Source organism: Streptomyces sp. AHU1 (assembly GCF_045343905.1).
Lineage (GTDB): Bacteria > Actinomycetota > Actinomycetes > Streptomycetales > Streptomycetaceae > Streptomyces > Streptomyces triticiradicis.
This window is the reverse complement of the sequence record NZ_CP174283.1, coordinates 2,397,253-2,414,375: the sequence shown is the minus strand read 5'-3', so window position 1 is coordinate 2,414,375 and position 17,123 is coordinate 2,397,253. Positions and strand designations below refer to the sequence as shown.

At 72.8% G+C, this 17,123-nt stretch carries 15 protein-coding genes; 11 read left to right on the top strand and 4 right to left on the bottom strand.

Annotated features, from left to right (window positions below; translation table 11 throughout):
* Positions 1-109: 109 nt before the first annotated feature.
* Positions 110-1,297, bottom strand: a complete 1,188-nt coding sequence (locus tag ACICHK_RS11030; protein WP_406841196.1) for a TerD family protein — start codon at positions 1,295-1,297, stop codon at positions 110-112.
* 94 nt (positions 1,298-1,391) lie between these two features.
* Entirely contained in the window at positions 1,392-2,201 is an 810-nt protein-coding gene (locus ACICHK_RS11025) for an NAD-dependent epimerase/dehydratase family protein (RefSeq protein WP_406836753.1), read from the bottom strand.
* A gap of 272 nt (positions 2,202-2,473) precedes the next feature.
* Between ACICHK_RS11025 and ACICHK_RS11020 the strand changes: the two genes are divergently transcribed.
* On the top strand, positions 2,474-3,415 hold the full coding sequence (locus ACICHK_RS11020; protein WP_406836752.1) for a 5-dehydro-4-deoxyglucarate dehydratase: 942 nt from the start codon (positions 2,474-2,476) through the stop codon (positions 3,413-3,415).
* A complete protein-coding gene (locus ACICHK_RS11015; RefSeq protein ID WP_406836751.1) occupies positions 3,412-4,617 on the top strand; it encodes a hypothetical protein in 1,206 nt (401 codons plus the stop codon). The genes ACICHK_RS11020 and ACICHK_RS11015 overlap by 4 nt, the downstream gene beginning before the upstream one ends.
* Positions 4,618-4,684: 67 nt before the next feature.
* Here ACICHK_RS11015 and ACICHK_RS11010 read toward each other — a convergent pair whose 3' ends face one another.
* Both ACICHK_RS11010 and ACICHK_RS11005 read right to left on the bottom strand, forming a co-directional pair.
* Positions 4,685-5,410, bottom strand: a complete 726-nt coding sequence (locus ACICHK_RS11010; protein WP_406841195.1) for a DUF4097 family beta strand repeat-containing protein — start codon at positions 5,408-5,410, stop codon at positions 4,685-4,687.
* A 248-nt stretch (positions 5,411-5,658) separates the two neighbouring features.
* A complete protein-coding gene (locus ACICHK_RS11005; protein WP_406836750.1) occupies positions 5,659-6,834 on the bottom strand; it encodes a serine hydrolase domain-containing protein in 1,176 nt (391 codons plus the stop codon).
* A 280-nt stretch (positions 6,835-7,114) separates the two neighbouring features.
* Between ACICHK_RS11005 and ACICHK_RS11000 the strand changes: the two genes are divergently transcribed.
* The 9 genes from ACICHK_RS11000 to ACICHK_RS10960 all read left to right on the top strand — a co-directional run bounded on the left by ACICHK_RS11000 (position 7,115) and on the right by ACICHK_RS10960 (position 17,071).
* A complete protein-coding gene (locus tag ACICHK_RS11000; protein ID WP_406836749.1) occupies positions 7,115-7,702 on the top strand; it encodes a TIGR03086 family metal-binding protein in 588 nt (195 codons plus the stop codon).
* Between the two features lie 465 nt (positions 7,703-8,167).
* Positions 8,168-8,824, top strand: a complete 657-nt coding sequence (locus ACICHK_RS10995) for a GntR family transcriptional regulator (protein WP_406836748.1) — start codon at positions 8,168-8,170, stop codon at positions 8,822-8,824.
* Positions 8,821-9,729 (top strand): dihydrodipicolinate synthase family protein, encoded by a 909-nt coding sequence (locus ACICHK_RS10990; protein ID WP_406836747.1) that lies wholly within the window; start codon positions 8,821-8,823, stop codon positions 9,727-9,729. The genes ACICHK_RS10995 and ACICHK_RS10990 overlap by 4 nt, the downstream gene beginning before the upstream one ends.
* The gene (gene araD / locus ACICHK_RS10985) at positions 9,717-11,447 is read left to right on the top strand and encodes an L-arabinonate dehydratase (protein WP_406836746.1); all 1,731 of its coding nucleotides are present in this window, start codon (positions 9,717-9,719) and stop codon (positions 11,445-11,447) included. Before ACICHK_RS10990 ends, araD begins: the two co-directional genes overlap by 13 nt.
* 99 nt (positions 11,448-11,546) lie before the next feature.
* Positions 11,547-12,482, top strand: coding sequence for a carbohydrate ABC transporter permease (locus ACICHK_RS10980; protein WP_406836745.1), 936 nt, complete (start codon positions 11,547-11,549; stop codon positions 12,480-12,482).
* Entirely contained in the window at positions 12,479-13,381 is a 903-nt protein-coding gene (locus ACICHK_RS10975; protein ID WP_406836744.1) for a carbohydrate ABC transporter permease, read from the top strand. Before ACICHK_RS10980 ends, ACICHK_RS10975 begins: the two co-directional genes overlap by 4 nt.
* Entirely contained in the window at positions 13,378-14,589 is a 1,212-nt protein-coding gene (locus ACICHK_RS10970) for a Gfo/Idh/MocA family protein (RefSeq protein ID WP_406836743.1), read from the top strand. Before ACICHK_RS10975 ends, ACICHK_RS10970 begins: the two co-directional genes overlap by 4 nt.
* Positions 14,586-15,428 (top strand): PmoA family protein, encoded by an 843-nt coding sequence (locus tag ACICHK_RS10965; RefSeq protein WP_406836742.1) that lies wholly within the window; start codon positions 14,586-14,588, stop codon positions 15,426-15,428. Before ACICHK_RS10970 ends, ACICHK_RS10965 begins: the two co-directional genes overlap by 4 nt.
* The gene (locus ACICHK_RS10960) at positions 15,428-17,071 is read left to right on the top strand and encodes a family 43 glycosylhydrolase (RefSeq protein ID WP_406836741.1); all 1,644 of its coding nucleotides are present in this window, start codon (positions 15,428-15,430) and stop codon (positions 17,069-17,071) included. Before ACICHK_RS10965 ends, ACICHK_RS10960 begins: the two co-directional genes overlap by 1 nt.
* Positions 17,072-17,123: the final 52 nt, after the last annotated feature.

Sequence of the window (17,123 nt, the reverse complement as noted above, 5' to 3'; positions counted from 1 at the left end):
CGTGAATTTCAGCCCCTCCGGCGTTTGAGGAGCGGGGTCTGGGGCGGAGGGGGCGAAGGAACGGTCGGGGGGTGGGTCCTCGCCCCCGGGTGGGGGGACTCCTGGTGGCTCAGAGGGCCTCTGCTGCTGGTTTCACCATGCCCCGGACCGTGCGGGACTTGATGAAGGCGCCCATGGCCGTCATCTCCCACTCGCCGGAGAACTGCTTGATCAGCTTGGCCATCATGACGCCCGTCTGGGCCTCGGCGCTGGTGAGGTCGAAGCGGACGAGTTCCTCGCCGCTGGCGGCGTCGATGAGGCGGCAGTAGGCCTTGGCCACCTCGGTGAACTTCTGGCCGGAGAAGGAGTTGACCGTGAAGACGAGGCCGGTGACCTCCTGGGGGAGGCGGCCGAGGTCGACGGTGATCACCTCGTCGTCCCCGCCGCCCTCGCCCGTGAGGTTGTCGCCGGAGTGCTTGATCGCGCCGTTCACGATGGAGAGCTTGCCGAAGTAGCAGCTGTCGATGTGGTTGCGCTGCGGGCCGTACGCGATGACCGAGGCGTCCAGGTCGATGTCCTTGCCGCGGAAGGCGGGCTCCCAGCCGAGGCCCATCTGGACCTTGGACAGGAGCGGGGCGCCACCCTTGACCAGGGACACCGTCTGGTTCTTCTGGAGGCTGACCCGGCCCTTGTCCAGGTTGATCTTGCCGGTGGCGGCGGGGGGCGCGGGGGGCATGGGCGGCATCGGGGGAGCGGCCGGGGGCTGCGGGGCGGCGAGGCGGGGGTCCGCGGCCGGGGGCTGTGCCACGGGGGCCGGCTGGGCGGGTTCCTCCACGCTCACGCCGAAGTCGGTGGCGATGCCCGCCAGGCCGTTCGCGTAGCCCTGGCCGACGGCGCGGGCCTTCCAGGCGCCGTTGCGGAGGTAGACCTCGACGATCACCAGGGCCGTCTCCGGGCCCAGCCGGGGCGGGGTGAAGGTGGCCAGGACCGTGTTGTCGTCCGCGTTGCGGATCGTGGCCGTGGGCTCGATGCCCTGGAACGACTGGCCGGCCGCGTCGGGGCTCGCCGTGACGACGATCTTCTCGATGCCCGGGGGCACCGCGGCCGTGTCCACCGTGATCGCGTCGGGGGCCGTGCCGCCGCCCGAGCGGTAGGTCACGCCGGGGCCGGTGGGCTGGTTGTAGAAGACGAAGTCGGCGTCGGAGCGCACCTTGCCGTCGGCGGTGAGCAGCAGGCTCGACACGTCGAGCCGCACCGGGGCGGTGACGTCCACCGTCACGCGGGAGACGGGGAGAGGGATGTTCGAGCCGGGGGTCATAGCTGTCATGACTGGGGTAACGAGCGGGGGCGCTTTACCGTTCCCTTACCCAAGGGTGAGATGTGGCGGCGGTGGCCGGTGTCCCTTCGCCCCGTCAGTGCGGCCAGATCGGCGGGTGGGTCGTGAAGTGCCCGCCGAGGTGGGCGTGGTCCGGGTTGCCGGGGTCGAGCTCCCCCTGTTCGGCGATGAGCTTCTCGGCGTACGGCTCGGAGTCGTCGCGCGGTTCGTAGCCGAGGGCCCGTGCCGTCGAGAGGTCCCACCACAGGCGGGTGTTGGCGGACGAGCCGTAGACGACCGAGTGCCCCACGCCCTCGGCGGTCAGGGCCGCGTGGAAGAGGCGGGCGCCGTCCTCGGGGCTCATCCACACGGAGAGCATGCGCACGCTGGTGGGTTCGGCGAAGCAGGAGCCGATGCGCACCGAGACGGTCTCCAGGCCGTGCTTGTCCCAGTAGAACTGCGCCAGGTCCTCGCCGAACGACTTGGAGAGGCCGTAGAAGGTGTCGGGGCGGCGCGGGGTGTCGACGGGGATCAGGGGGTCGTCCCCCCGCGGGCGCGGGGTGAAGCCCACCGCGTGGTTGGAGGAGGCGAAGACGAGGCGCCGTACGCCCTCCTCGCGCGCCGCCTCGTACAGGTTGTACGTCCCCTCGATGTTCGCCTTGAGGATCTTGTCGAAGGAGGCTTCCAGGGAGATGCCCGCGAGGTGGACGATCGCGTCGACGCCCCGCACCGCCTCGCGCAGCGCCGCCCGGTCGGCGAGGTCCGCGGTGACCGCCCCCGGTTCGCCCTCGACCGGGAGCACGTCGAACAGGCGCAGCTCGTAGCCGTACTCCGGCAGCAGCCCTCGCATCAGGGTGCCGAGTCCGCCGGCGGCGCCGGTGAGCAGGACGGTGCGGGGAGCCGGCATGCGGGATCTCCTTCGTGCGGGCCGGTGTGCCGGGGTGGGCGGTGACGGGTCTCTGGGTGGTCGTATTCGTGTATGAGGTTCACATCTGTGGACACGCTAAGGATCGGTGCCGTGTCGCGTCAAGTGTCGCGCGGGGGCGGGAAATTTGCCTTCGTGTTGCGGGTTTGCGTGCTTGACCGGTCCCGAGACGGCGGCTTAGCGTGGGCGCGTTCAGGGATATGGACGTGGATCAGAAACGTGCACTCGGTGGACATCTTTTACAGGGAGAGTCCGTGACGTCAGCCCCTCTTGCCGCTCGGCTGGGCATCCCCAGCGGTCCGCTCTTCTTCCCCGTCACCGCGTACGGCCCCGACGGCAGCGTCGATCCCGGTGTCTACCGGGAGCACGTGCGGCGCGGTGTCGAGGCCGGAGCGGCGGCGGTCTTCGCGTGCTGCGGCACCGGCGAGTTCCACGCGCTCGTGCCCGAGGAGTTCGAGGTGCTGGCACGGGCGGCGGTGGAGGCGGCCGGGGGGCGCGTCCCGGTGGTCGCGGGCACCGGGTACGGGACCGCCCTCGCCGTGCGCTACGCGCGCCTCGCGGAGGACGCCGGGGCCGACGGACTGCTCGCCATGCCGCCGTACCTCGTGACGGCCGGGCAGGAGGGGCTGCTGCGGCACTACCGGGAGATCGCCGCGGCCACCTCCCTGGACGTCATCGTCTACCAGCGCGACAACGCCGTCTTCACCCCCGCGAGCGTGGTCGAACTCGCCCGCACCGAGGGGGTCGTCGGCTTCAAGGACGGGCTCGGCGACCTGGACCTGATGCAGCGGATCGTCAGCGCCGTACGGAGTGAAGCGCCCGGCGAATTCCTCTACTTCAACGGTCTGCCGACGGCCGAACTGACCGGGCTCGCCTACCGGGGGCTGGGGATCACGCTCTACTCCTCGGCGGTCTTCTGCTTCGCCCCCGAGGTCGCGCTGGCCTTCCACCGCGCCCTGAACGCCGGGGACGACACGACGGTGAACCGGCTGCTGGACGGCTTCTACCGGCCCTTCGCCGACCTGCGGGCGCGGGGGCGCGGCTACGCGGTAGCCCTCGTCAAAGCCGGTGTCCGACTGCGCGGACCGGACGTCGGCGAGGTCCGGCCCCCGCTGCACGAACCGGCCGAGGACCACGTCAAGCAGCTCGCGCAGCTGATCGACCGCGGGTACGCGCTCATCGGGGAGGAACGGTGAGGGCGTCCGCGTTCCTCTACCCCTGGGACGTCAACGGGGACCCGGAGGCCCCCGCCAGGACCGCCGGTCTCGGCGTCCGCCAGGTGACGCTCGCGTCCGCCTACCACTCCACGCGCGCGCTGACGCCCCGCCATCCCCGGCACCGGATCGTCACGGCCCCGCACGCCGCCGTGCTGTATCCGGTGGACGAGGCGCGGTGGCGGGGCCGGACCCTCCGCCCGTACCCGGCCGGGGACTGGGCGCCCGGTGACGCTTACGGCGAGGCCGCCGCCGCGCTCGCCGGGGCGGGGCTCGACGTCCACACCTGGGTCGTGCTCGCGCACAACTCCCGCATGGGGGAGGAGCATCCGGCCACCTCGGTCGTCAACGCCCACGGGGACCGCTATCCCTGGGCCCCCTGTGTCGCCCAGCCCGCCACTCGCGCCTATCTGGCCGGCCTCGCGGCGGAGGCCGCGGTCCGGCCCGGTGCGGCGGGGACGGAACTGGAGTCGCTCGGCTGGTACGGGCTCGCCCATCTGCACGCCCACGACAAGACCGGCGGGGTGCCGCTCGGCGACGCCGGGCAGTACCTGATGTCCCTCTGCTTCTGTGCCGTGTGCGCGGACGGATACGGCGGACAGGGCCTCGACGCCGAGGAGCTGGCGTCCTCCGTGCGCGGTGCGCTGGAGCCGGTGTGGCGGGGGGAGCCGTCCGGCGGGGGCTGGGCCGGGGTGGAGAAGCTGCTCGGGGCGGGGACCGCGGCGGCCACCCGCCTCTGGCGCGACCAGGTGGCCCGCTCGCTCCAGGAGGAGACGGTCTCGGCGGTCCGTTCCGCCGCGCCGGCCGGTTTCCAGGTGCTGCTGCACGCCGACCCCGTCTCCTTTCACTGCGGCGCCAACGCCGGGGTGGATCCCGGGCACGTCCTGTCCGTGGCCGACGGTGTGGTCGTGCCGTGCACCGGAGGAGCGGGCTTGCTGACGCCGTTCGCGGAGGCGGTGCGGGCGGGTGCGCGGGGGAAGGTCCTGGCCGCCAACTTCACCGTGGTGTCCGGGATGGGGGGCCGTCCGGACGGCCTGGCGGCCGACGTGGCCCGCGCCGCCTCGCTCGGCGCGACGGAACTGCGGCTGTACCACGCGGGGCTGGCCTCGGACGCCGATCTGGAGGCCGTGCGGGGGGTGCTGGCGGGGCTGGACCGGAGGGGTTCGGGCCCGTCCGGGGGCTGACCCGCCCTCGCCCCCTCCGCCCGGGACGGGGGCGGAGGGGGCGAGGGCGGGGTACGGCGTCAGCCCGTCACAGGCTGCCCGCGACGATGTCACCGTGGGCGGTGGTGGCGCGGATGGTCAGGGCGGGGGTGTCACCGGCGTTCTTGAGCGTGTTGCTGATCCGGCCCAGGGCGGTGCCGGCGTCCAGCGTGGCGGAGACGCCGGGGGCCGCGTCGACGGTGATGTCGCCCTTTTGGGTGCTGAGCGTGAGGGTTCCGGGCGCGGCCCGGCCGACGGTGATGTCGCCCGCCTGGGTGCTCAGGGTGAGGGTTCCGGGCGCGGCCTGGGTGATGTCCAGGTCACCCTTCTGCGTGCTGATCTCGGCGGAGCCGTTCAGACGGCCGACCGTGACGTCGGCGTCGAGGCCGGTCACGCGGACGCTGTCGGCCTCGTCGAGCTCCACCGAGCGGTGGCCGCCCTCGAGGACGACGTCACCGAGCCGTCCCACGCCCCGCAGCTCGGCGGCGGCCGCCTTCGCCTCGACGCGGGAGCCGGCCGGCAGCTGCACGGTCACCTCGACCGACCCGGACGAGCCGAGGACCCGGTTCCGCGCCCCCGGTATCCCGACGCGCAGGACCCCGTCGCCGTAGGAGACCTCGGTCTGTTCCACCGCCTTCACGTCGCGGCCCTTGGAGGCGTCCGCGGGCAGGACCTCGACCGTGGTGTCGGCGCGGTCGGCGGCGATGAACCGGATGCGTCCCGCGGGGATGTCGATGATCGCGGAGACGGGGGCGGGGGTGTCGAACTTCTGCATGATGCTCTCCTTCGACTGCGTCATGTGCGTTCCCTGCTGGTTTCTGATAGTGGAAACGCTACGTTGCATTCATGGATCGGGCAACATGCTTCTTGCTCAACTGTGCTGTTATTGCAGATGGATGGCGAGAATTTGTTGCAATGATGCTGAGTCTAATGCAACGTTCTTCATTGAATTCGTTGCAATGAAATGAAGGTGAACGCTATGCGGGGCGCCCGGACCGTTCCGGGTGCCCCGCCGGGATCCCCTCAGTTCTTCAGCAGCGCGCAGACGAAATCCTCCTCGACCTCGCGCAGCTGCTTCAGCAGCTCGGGCTTGGTCGCCTGGTTCACCTGGGTGGTGAGCGAGAAGGTCAGTGACCGCCGGCCGTCCGGCGTGGCGGCGATCAGCTGTGTGTAGCCGGGGAAGTTGCCCGTGTGCCCGAGGACCACGCCGCAGCGGGTGGAGTAGCGGAAGATCGCCAGTCCCGCCTTGTTCGCGCCGGGTCCCGCCGGCTCCGAGGCCCCGTCGATCCAGCGCCGCTGCTCGCGCAGGGTGGCATTGGAGACCAGGGCCCCGCCCGCGTACCCGCGGATGAAGCGGGTCAGGTCCGCCGGGGTCGAGATGATCCCGCCCGACGCCCACACGCCCGACGCGCTGAGCACCTCGCTGACGTCCTCCGGCGGATCCGGCGGGGTGACGTCGTAACCGTGCATGTACGGCTCGGGCATCTCGTAGCCCTGCGGGAGGCTCGTGTCGCGCAGGCCGAGCGGCCGGTGGACGAGCTCCCGCAGCAGCCGCTCGTAGCGCACGCCGGTCGCCGCCTCGGCCATCAGCGCGATCGCGATGTTGTCCGAGTTCGAGTACTGGTACCGCGATCCCGGCGGGAACAGCAGCGGTTGGTCGGCCACGAAGTCGAGCAGCCGGCGCGAGTCGAAGTGGTGGCGCGGATCGGCGGTGAGGATCTCGACGAACCCCGGGCTCCGCGAGTAGTCGGGCAGTCCGCTGGTGTGGTTCAGCAGCTGGCGCAGTGTCACGGCGCTCCACTGCCGGGGCAGGGACGGCAGCCGGCGGCCGATGGTGTCGTCGAGGGAGAGCGCGTGCCGGTCCACCAGGCGCAGCGCCACGGCTCCGCTGAACGCCTTGGCCGTGCTCGCGATCCGCGTGTGGTCGTCCGTTTCGATCGGCCGTCCGCTGTCGAGGTCGGCGACTCCGGCGCGCACGACGCGGGAGGTCCCCTCGCGGCGCAGGACGGCGATGACTCCGGGCGGTCCGCCGGGGCTGCGCACCAGCGCTTCGAGCTGCTTCTGCAGGGTGCGGTCGTGATCGCGGTCCGCGGAGCCGGATCCGGCGTCGGCCGGTCCGGTCACGGCGCCGGTCAGGCAGGCGGCGGCCAGCAGGGCGCCGAGGGCCGGACGCAGCCGGGTGCGGCGGGGCAGTGGCATGGGGGTCTCCTGAGGGGCAGGGCCTGGGCACGCCCAGCTTCGGTCCCGGGTGATCGGTCCGCCCGCCTCGCTGCTGCATCCGGAGGAGCGGGCCGCCGGGGCCGGGTCCTCCGGCCGTCCTGGTGCGGGACCGCCGGACCGGGGAACCGATGAGTTTCCCGTGCGGGCGGGGTCCACCCCATGGGAGCGCCCTCGCGGGCCCGCCCCGCGGGAGTCCCGTGCCGCACGGGTCTCCCCCTGAGGTGGATACGACATGGACACGCGTTCTGAGGAGAATCGGATGACCGGCCAGACCTTCGACTTCGGGCCGCAGGCCCTCGTCGTGGCGCGCCTCGCGGAGGGTGTCACGGACGCGCAGCTCGACGGGGTCACGCCCTGTCCCGAGTACGCGGTACGCAACCTGCTCGGGCACCTGACCGGACTGGCCGTCGCCTTCCGTGACGCCGGGCGCAAGGACCTGGGCCCCACGACCGACACCAGCCCGACCGCTTCCCTGCCCGGCATCGGGCCGGACTGGCGCGAGGCCCTGCCGAAGGCGCTCGACGGACTCGCCGACGCCTGGCGGGACCCGGCCGCCTGGACCGGAACGACCAGGGCGGGCGGGGTGACCCTGCCCGCCGGGGCCGCGGCGGCCGTCGCCGCCGACGAACTGGTGGTGCACGGCTGGGACCTCGCGCGCGCCACCGGCCAGGAGTACGCCCCCGACGCCGTCCTCCTGGAGGTGACGCGCGGGTTCCTCGCCGGCGTGGCCGACGACCCGACCCGACTCGGGGGCATCTTCGGCCCCGTCGTCCCGGTGCCCGACGGCGCGCCGCTCCTCGACCGGGTGATCGGCCTCAGCGGCCGCGACCCCGGCTGGAAGCCGTAGCGGGGAGCGGCCGGCGGCGGGCCCCGGTCCGGCACGGCCGCGTCGCGGAAGCACACGTGTCGCACGACGTCCGGGGGAGGCCGGGACGCCCGGCCTCCCCCGAGGGGCCGCCGTGCCGGTCCACCTGCTGAACCGCAGGCGTTGCGAGGGGAGTCGCGGGCCGCCCGCCGAGCGGGCGGCCCGCACGCGTTCCCCGGTCCGGCGTCGCGGGAGCGAACGGCTGACGCATCCCGCCCCGGGCGGGACCGGGCCCGCGGGTGCCCCGCTCCGTACCCGTGTCCCTTCGACTCGCCCTCGACTCCCTCTGGAACTGCCTCTGTCGGAAGCGTTGACGAAACACGGTCACGCTCCTACCTTCGACGCGTCGTACTTCGTACGTCATATATGAGACGCGATATGCGAGACCGGTGTCCGTGACCGGTGCCCGGCTCCCGTGATCCGAGACGTGAGACCAGAGAGGCGCGCATGACCTCTGTGCCCACCCCGATCCCGTCCCGCACGCAGTTCGTGCTGGAGGGGATCAAACACCGCATCCTCACCGGGCAGTTGCCCCCGGGACAGGCCCTGGTCGAGACCGACCTCGCCGCGCAGTTCGGGGTGTCGAAGACCCCGGTGCGCGAGGCGCTCAAGACCCTGGCCGGCACCGGGCTCGTCGTGATGAACCAGTACAAGGGCGTCACGGTGCGCATGGTGGACGCGGACATGGCGCGCGAGGTGTACGACGTACGGCTGCTCCTCGAACCCGAGGCGCTGCGGCGGGTGGTGCGCCGGGGAGCCTCCCTCGACGCCGCCCGGGACGCGCTCACCCGGGCCGACGCCGCCGCCGACACCGCCGAACGGTCGCTGGCCAACCGGGAGTTCCACCGCGCCCTGTACGCGCCCTGCGGAAATCCGCTGCTCGGCCGGATGCTCGACGAGGTGCGCGACCAGGCCGCCCTCGTCTCGGCGGTCGCCTGGGCCGCCGAGCCCTCCTGGGAGCGGGAGGCCGGCGAGCACCGGGAGATCCTGCGTCTCGCCCTCGACGGTGACGCCGAGGGAGCGGCCGGAGCGCTGCACGCGCACATCGCCTCGTTCGTGCGACGGGCCTTCCCGCGGGGCCAGGAGGAGGGCGGACAGGAATGACAGCGACGTTCGAGACCCAGCGGGCGGCACTCGCCGAGGTCGTGGCGATCCCGGTGACCCCGTTCGCCGAGGACGGCACGATCGACCGGGACGCCCACCGGGCCCTGCTGCGCCGGCTGGTCGACGGCGGCGTCCGCACCCTCACCCCCAACGGCAACACCGGTGAGTTCTACGCGCTCACCCCCGAAGAGCGCCGCACCGTCACGGAGTCGACCGTCGAGGAGGCCGGCGACCGCGCCGCCGTCCTGGTCGGCGTCGGGCACGACGTGCCCACCGCCGTCGCCTCCGCGCGGCACGCCCGTGCCCTCGGCGCACCGATGGTGATGGTCCATCAGCCGGTGCACCCGTACGTCTCGGAGGGCGGCTGGGTCGACTACCACCGGGCGATCGCCGAGGCCGTGCCGGAGCTGGGCGTCGTGCCGTACATCCGCAATCCGCTGCTCGCGGGCTCGCGGCTCGCCGAACTCGCGGACGCCTGCCCGAACGTCATCGGCGTGAAGTACGCCGTGCCCGACGCGGCGCGCTTCGCGTCCTTCGCGCGGGACGCGGGCCTCGAGCGGTTCGTGTGGGTGGCCGGACTCGCCGAGCCGTACGCCCCCTCGTACTTCTCGGCCGGCGCCACCGGATTCACCTCGGGCCTGGTGAACGTCGCCCCGGCCGTCTCGCTGGACATGATCGAGGCGCTCCGCTGCGGTGACTACCCGGCCGCGATGAAGGTCTGGGAGCGCATCCGCCGCTTCGAGGAACTGCGCGCCGCGGACGCCTCCGCCAACAACGTCACCGTCGTCAAGGAAGCCCTGTCCTCGCTCGGACTGTGCCGCCGTGACGTGCGCCCGCCGAGCCGGCCGCTGACCGCCGACGAGCGGTCCGAGGTCGCCGCCATAGCCGCCGGATGGTCCCTGTGAAGCGGCCCGAGGACCTCAGGAGCCACCAGTGGTACGGGACCGAGGGGCTGCGTTCGTTCAGCCACCGGGCCAGGACCCGGCAGCTCGGGTACCTCCCCGAGGAACACCTGGGCAAGCCGGTCGTCGCGGTCCTCAACACCTGGTCGGACATCAACCCGTGCCACGTACACCTGCGCGACCGCGCCCAGGCCGTCAAGCGGGGCGTGTGGCAGGCCGGAGGGTTCCCGCTCGAATTCCCGGTGTCCACGCTGAGCGAGACCTTCCAGAAGCCGACCCCGATGCTCTACCGCAACCTCCTCGCGATGGAGACCGAGGAACTGCTGCGGTCGTACCCGGTGGACGGGGCCGTGCTGATGGGCGGCTGCGACAAGACCACGCCCGCGCTGCTCATGGGGGCCGCCTCGGTCGACCTGCCCACCGTCTTCGTGCCCGCCGGTCCCATGCTCCCGGGGCACTGGCGCGCCGAGGTCCTCGGCTCCGGCACCGACATGTGGAAGTACTGGGACGACCGGCGCGCGGGCCTCATCGGGGACTGCGAGATGACCGAGCTGGAGAGCGGGCTCGCCCGGTCGCCGGGGCACTGCATGACGATGGGCACCGCGTCCACGCTGACCGCCGCCGCGGAGGCGCTCGGCGTCACCGTCCCCGGCGCCTCCAGCATCCCCGCCGTCGACTCCGGGCACGACCGGATGGCGGCCGCGGCGGGGCTCAGGATCGTCGAACTCGTCCACAGGGACCGGAAGCTGTCCGACATCCTCACCGCCGACGCCTTCACGGACGCGGTCACGACGGTGCTCGGCATCGGCGGTTCGACGAACGCCGTGATCCATCTGATCGCCATGGCCGGACGGGCCGGTGTCACCCTCACGCTGGACGACTTCGACCGGATCGCCCGGACCGTCCCGGTGCTCGCGAACGTCCGGCCCGGCGGACGGACGTACCTCATGGAGGACTTCCACTTCGCCGGCGGTCTGCCCGGGTTCCTGTCGCGGATCACCGACCTGCTGCACCTGGACCGGCCCACGGTCTCCCACGACAGCCTGCGCGAGCAGCTCGCGGGCGCCCGGGTGCACGACGACGACGTCATCCGCACCCGGGACGACCCGGTCGCGGCCGAGGGCGGGGTCGCCGTCCTGCGCGGCAACCTCTGCCCCGACGGCGCCGTCATCAAGCACATCGCCGCCGAGCCGCGCCTGCTCAAGCACACCGGTCCCGCGGTCGTCTTCGACGACTACCGCACGATGCAGCGCACCATCGACGACCCGTCGCTCGGCATCACCGCGGACAGCGTCCTCGTGCTGCGGGGCTCCGGCCCCAGGGGCGGACCGGGCATGCCCGAGTACGGGATGCTGCCCATCCCCGGCCATCTGCTGAAGCAGGGCGTCCGGGACATGGTGCGGATCTCCGACGCCCGGATGAGCGGCACGAGCTACGGCGCGTGCGTGCTGCACGTGGCGCCCGAGTCGCACGTCGGCGGCCCGCTCGCCCTCGTGCGCAGCGGGGACCGGATCACCCTCGACGTCGGGGCGAGGTCGCTCCACCTCCACGTGGACGACGCGGAGCTGGAGCGCAGGCGGGCCGCGTGGACCCCGCCGCCCGTCCGGTACGAACGCGGCTACGGCGCGCTCTACGACGACCAGATCACCCAGGCCGACACCGGCTGCGACTTCGCGTTCCTGGCCCGTCCGGGCAAGGTGCCGGACCCGTACGCGGGCTGAGACCCCCGGCACCCGCACGTGGAAGGGCTCGACCCATGCGGTCGTAGCAAGCGCTTCCTGCACCCGCCGTACCCGCCCCACTGCGAACGGAGAACAGTCATGGCCCAAGCCGCAGCCGTGGCGAAACCGCCCGCGCCACCCCGGCGGCGCCGTGCCTCCACGACCCCGCGGGGGCTTCCGTACCTGCTGATCGCCCCGGCGGCGCTGCTGATGCTGGGCTTCATCGCCTACCCCGTCATCAGCGTCTTCTACTACAGCCTGCAGAACTACAACCCGACCAAACCGTGGCGCAACGGCTACGCGGGCCTCGACAACTTCACGCACGCCTTCACCGACGACCCCCAGTTCTGGGACACCCTGGCCTTCAGCGCGAAGTGGGTCGCCGTGGAGGTGGGCCTCCAGCTGCTGTTCGGCCTGGCGCTCGCGCTGATCGTCAACCAGACCTTCGTCGGCCGGGCGGTGGGACGCGCGCTGGTCTTCTCGCCCTGGGCCGTCTCCGGAGTGCTGACCTCGGCGATCTGGGTACTGCTCTACAACTCCCAGACGGGCGTCACCCGTTACCTCGCCGACGCCGGCATCGGCTCGTACGGCACCAGCTGGCTCTCGGACACCTCCACCGTCTTCCCGGCGGCGGTGGTCGCCGACCTGTGGCGCGGCGTCCCCTTCTTCGCGATCCTGATCCTCGCCGACCTCCAGTCCGTCTCCAAGGACCTGTACGAGGCGGCCGAGGTCGACGGAGCGAGCCGCGTCCGCCAGTTCCTGCACATCACGCTGCCGCACCTCAAGGACGCGATCGTCCTCTCCACGCTGCTGCGCGCCGTGTGGGAGTTCAACAACGTCGACCTGCTCTACACCCTGACCGGCGGCGGACCCGCGGGCGAGACGACGACCCTCCCGCTCTACGTCGCCAACACCAGCGTCGACGCCCACGACTTCGGCTACGCCTCGGCCCTCACCACCGTCGCGTTCGTGATCCTGCTGTTCTGCTCGATCGTCTATCTGCGGCTGAGCAGGTTCGGAGGAGGGGACAAGTGATCACCAAGGACGCCGAGGCGGTCGCCCCGGCCGCCCCCGCCCCGCCCGTCGAGGAACCCCGCCCGCGCGCGGGGAGGAAGCGGCGCGCCTGGGACGAGGTCCCGCGCTGGCAGATCTACGTCCCCCTGGGCGGCTACCTCCTCTTCACCCTGGTCCCCTTCTACTGGATCCTGCTCTTCGCGCTGCGCCCCGCCGGGTCCACCTCGCTCGTGCCCTGGCCCATGACGCTGGACCACTTCGACAAGGTGTGGACCGAGCGCGGCTTCGGGACCTACTTCCAGAACAGCGTGATCATCGCGGTCTCCACCCTGGTGATGACGACGCTCGTCGCCCTCGCCGGCGGCTACGCGCTCGCCCGCTTCGACTTCAGGATCAAACGCGCCTTCATGCTCGCGCTGCTCTGCTCGCAGTTCGTGCCGGGCGCGCTGCTCCTGGTCCCGCTCTTCCAGATCTTCGCCGAACTCCGGATGATCAACTCGCTGGCCGGCGTGGTCGTCGCCGAGACGGTCTTCCAGCTGCCGCTGTCGATGATCCTCATCAGCGGCTTCATCAGGAACGTGCCGTACACGCTGGAGGAGGCCGCCTGGGTGGACGGCTGCAACCGCTTCGACGCCTTCCGGATCGTCGTCCTCCCACTGCTGCGGCCCGGGCTGATCGCCGTAGGCTCCTTCGCCTTCGTGCACGCCTGGAACCACTTCCTGTTCGCCCTCATGTTCCTCAGCGACCAGAGCAAGCAGACCGTCCCGGTCGGCCTCAGCACCCTGATGAGCTCCGACAGCGTCGACCTGGGCGCGCTCGCCGCCGGCGGCATCGTCGCCGCCGTCCCCGTGGTCGTCGTCTTCGCCTTCATCCAGAAGTGGCTGATCACCGGATTCAGCGCCGGGGCGGTGAAGGGATGACGGCCGCCCCGCACCAGGGCCGCGACCGAAGCGCGGCCGGCCACCGGCCCGCGCCCGCCGGCACGCTCCGTCTCCCGCTGCCCGTCGTCCTCGCCGGCGCCCGCGGCCACGGACGCCGGCACCTGGACAACATCCGCCGCCTCCAGGACAAGGGCCTGGTACGCCTCGCCGGGGTCTGCGAACTGAACCCGCTCACCGAGGAGGAACTGGGCGGGCGGCGTGTCGAGCAGTCCACCGACCTCGGGGCACTCCTCGACTCCACCGGCGCCGCCGTCGCGGTGATCTGCACCCCCATCCCCACGCACACCGACCTCGCGCTGACCGCCGCGGCGAGGGGCGTCCACCTGCTCCTGGAGAAGCCGCCCGCGCCCTCCCACGCCGAGTTCCGGCGCATGGCCGACGGGGTCGCGGCGGCGGGAGCCGTCTGCCAGATCGGCTTCCAGTCGCTCGGCTCGCACGCCGTGCCCGCCATCAGGAAACTGATCACCGAGGGCGCGATCGGCCGGGTGACCGGCATCGGCGGGGCGGGTGCCTGGGCGCGCGACGAGGCGTACTTCCGGCGCGCGCCCTGGGCGGGCAGGCGGAAGCTCGACGGCGTGGACGTGGTCGACGGGGTCCTGACCAACCCGCTGGCCCACGCCGTCGCCACCGCCCTCGCGCTGGACGGCTCGACCCGCGCCGAGGACGTCACCGGCGTCGAGACCGAGCTGCTGCGCGCCAACGCCATCGAGTCCGACGACACCTCGTGCGTCCGGGTGACGACCACCGGGGGCCGGATCACGGTCGCCGCGACACTCTGCGCCGAACGCCCCGGCGAACCGTACGTCCTGGTGCACGGCACGGGCGGCCGGATCACCTTCTGGTACAAGCAGGACCGAGTGCTCCTGCAGCGGTCCGGACACGGCCCCGAGGAGATCCGGTACGGCCGCACCGACCTGCTGGAGAACCTGGCCGGGCATCTGAGCGGCGGCGCCGCACTGCTGGTCCCGCCCGAGTCGACGGGCGCCTTCATGAAGGTCGTCGAGGCCGTCCGGCAGGCGCCCGACCCGGTCGCGCTGCCCCCGGACGCCTGGAGGACGCTCCCCGGGGAACGGCGCCGCGTCGTGCCCGGCGTCGACGGGTTCGTCGCGGCGGCCGCCGACACCCTCGCCCTCTACTCCGAGCTGGGCGCCTCCTGGGCGCTCCCGAAAGAGGTGAGCACCCGATGAACGACGACCCGACGGTCCTGCGGATCGGCGGCCGTCCCGTCGCCCGCTACGTCACCCGGCCCGCACTGCCCGACCGGCTCTCGCCGCGCCCGTACCTGCACCCCGTCACCACCCTGGGCGGCACGGCCGTCACCGAGCTCGGCCCGGCCGACCACCCGCACCACCTCGGCGTCGGTGTGGCCGTACCCGACGTCGAGGGGCACAACTTCTGGGGCGGGCGCACCTACGTCCGCGACCGGGGGCCGACCGAGCTCGACAACCACGGGGCCCAGCGGCACGTCGGCTTCCGGCTGCGGGACCCCGACGGCTTCGTGGAGGAACTGCGCTGGACGGCCGCGGGCACCGAACTGCTGCGGGAACGCCGTACGGTCGCCGCCGTACCGCTCACCGGCACCGCCTGGGCGCTGGACCTCACCTTCTCCCTCACGAACGTCACCGCACGCGGTCTGTCGATCGGCAGTCCGGCCACCAACGGACGGCCGGGCGCGGCCTACGGCGGCTTCTTCTGGCGGGCCCCCAAGGAACAGGACGCCCCGGGCGTGTTCACCGCCGACGCCGAGGGGGAGGAGGCGGTGCACGCGCGTCCCGCCGACTGGCTCGCCCTCGCGGGCGCCGGCTGGACGCTCGTCCTCGCCGGGGCGACCGGAGCGACCCGCCGCGACCCCTGGTTCGTGCGCGCCGCCGAGTACCCGGGCGTCGGTTCCTCCCTCGCCCACGACGAGCGCCTCACCGTCGAGGCGGGCGGCACGCTCGTCCGCCGGGTCGTCACCGTCGTCGCCGACGGCACCCTCGACCGGAGCGGGGCCGCCGCGCTGGTCCGCAAGGCGGTGAGCCCCTGATGGCCCTGCCCTCCGCCGACCTGGGTGACGGCACCTACCGCAATCCCGTCCTCGACGCCGACTGGTCCGACCCCGATCCGCTGTGCGTCGGCGACGACTTCTACCTCACCGCCTCCAGCTTCGGCCGCGTCCCCGGCCTGCCGCTGCTGCACTCCCGGGACCTGGTGAACTGGACGCTCGTCGGACACGCGCTCCAACGCCTGGAACCGGCAAGCGCGTTCAGGACCCCCCGGCCCGACGGCGGTGTGTGGGCGCCCGCGCTGCGCCACCACGACGACCGTTTCTGGATCTTCTGGGGCGACCCCGACCACGGCGTCTTCCAGGTCAACGCGCCGGGGATCAGAGGCCCTTGGACCCGGCCGCACCTGGTGAAGGAGGGCAAGGGGCTCATCGACCCCTGCCCGCTGTGGGACGAGGAGACCGGTGAGGCGTACCTCGTGCACGCCTGGGCCAGGTCCCGTTCGGGAGTGAAGAACCGGCTCACCGGACACCGGATGCGTCCCGACGGCACCGGGCTGCTCGACGAGGGGAAGGTGATCGTCGACGCCGATCTGATCCCCGGCTGGTTCACCCTCGAAGGGCCCAAGGCCTACCGGCACGACGGCTGGTTCTGGATCCTCGCGCCCGCCGGGGGAGTCGGGACCGGCTGGCAGGGCGCCTTCCGCTCGCGCGGTTTCTTCGGACCCTACGAGGAGCGGGTGGTGCTGGAACAGGGGAACACCCCCGTCAACGGCCCCCACCAGGGCGGCTGGGTGCGCACGGCGGCGGGCGAGGACTGGTTCGTGCACTTCCAGCAGCGCGGGCCCTACGGACGGGTGGTCCACCTCCAGCCGATGCGCTGGGGCGGTGGGGGCACCTCCCGCTCATGGGGGTCCCCCCGTTCGAGCGAAGCCGAGAGTGGGGGAGAAGCCGAGAGTGGGGGAGGCTGGCCGGTGATCGGCGACCGGGGCGCCCCGGTGTCCGTGCACCGCAAGCCGGACCTGCCGGCCCAGCCGCCGTCCACGCCCGCCACCGACGACGACTTCCCCGGCGGCCGCTTCGGGCGCCAGTGGCAGTGGACCGCCGATCCCCAGGACGGCTGGGCCACCCAGCACTCCGGCGACGGACTCCGGCTGAGCTGCGTCCGTACGGCGTCCGCGCACGACCTGCGCGCGGTGCCCCACGTCCTGACCCAGCGGATGCCGGGCACGGCCGCCACCGTCCAGGTCGACCTGTGCCTCGACGGCGAGGAGCCGGGCGCGCGGGCCGGACTCGTCGTGCTCGGGGACGCGTTCGGCTGGATCGGCCTGGAGCGTGAGCCGGGAGGATCGGTACGGCTCGTGCACCGGTTCGCCGAGCCGGTCGCCCCGGCGGCACCCGTCACGCGCTCCGGGCGGTGCGGGAGCGGGCGCGAGCGCGACGCCGCCCCCGCCCGCCCGGCGCCCGGGGGCAGGGCCCGGCTGTGGGTGGAGATCGGCGCGGGGGCCCGCTGCCGCTTCTCCTACGACACCGGCGGCGGCCGGCGGCCCTCGGGGCAGGTCTTCGCCGCGACCGGCCGGGGCTGGGTCGGCGCGCTGCTGGGCCTGTTCGCGCTCGCGCCGACGGGCGCGGGGCACGCGGGGACCGCCGCCTTCACGCGTTTCCGGATCACCCCGACCCCCTGAGGGTCACAGCGCCCCCCGAGGGGCACCGCCCGCCGTTCGTCAGCCGCCCGCC

Bases quoted from the DNA above. Each gene is read 5' to 3' on its own strand.
- ACICHK_RS11030 (WP_406841196.1), bottom strand. From the start codon at position 1,297: ATGACCCCCGGCTCGAACATCCCTCTCCCCGTCTCCCGCGTGACGGTG.
- ACICHK_RS11025 (WP_406836753.1), bottom strand. From the start codon at position 2,201: ATGCCGGCTCCCCGCACCGTCCTGCTCACCGGCGCCGCCGGCGGACTC.
- ACICHK_RS11010 (WP_406841195.1), bottom strand. From the start codon at position 5,410: ATGCAGAAGTTCGACACCCCCGCCCCCGTCTCCGCGATCATCGACATC.
- ACICHK_RS11005 (WP_406836750.1), bottom strand. From the start codon at position 6,834: ATGCCACTGCCCCGCCGCACCCGGCTGCGTCCGGCCCTCGGCGCCCTG.
- ACICHK_RS11000 (WP_406836749.1), top strand. From the start codon at position 7,115: ATGACCGGCCAGACCTTCGACTTCGGGCCGCAGGCCCTCGTCGTGGCG.
- ACICHK_RS10995 (WP_406836748.1), top strand. From the start codon at position 8,168: ATGACCTCTGTGCCCACCCCGATCCCGTCCCGCACGCAGTTCGTGCTG.
- ACICHK_RS10990 (WP_406836747.1), top strand. From the start codon at position 8,821: ATGACAGCGACGTTCGAGACCCAGCGGGCGGCACTCGCCGAGGTCGTG.
- araD (WP_406836746.1), top strand. From the start codon at position 9,717: ATGGTCCCTGTGAAGCGGCCCGAGGACCTCAGGAGCCACCAGTGGTAC.
- ACICHK_RS10980 (WP_406836745.1), top strand. From the start codon at position 11,547: ATGGCCCAAGCCGCAGCCGTGGCGAAACCGCCCGCGCCACCCCGGCGG.
- ACICHK_RS10970 (WP_406836743.1), top strand. From the start codon at position 13,378: ATGACGGCCGCCCCGCACCAGGGCCGCGACCGAAGCGCGGCCGGCCAC.
- ACICHK_RS10965 (WP_406836742.1), top strand. From the start codon at position 14,586: ATGAACGACGACCCGACGGTCCTGCGGATCGGCGGCCGTCCCGTCGCC.
- ACICHK_RS10960 (WP_406836741.1), top strand. From the start codon at position 15,428: ATGGCCCTGCCCTCCGCCGACCTGGGTGACGGCACCTACCGCAATCCC.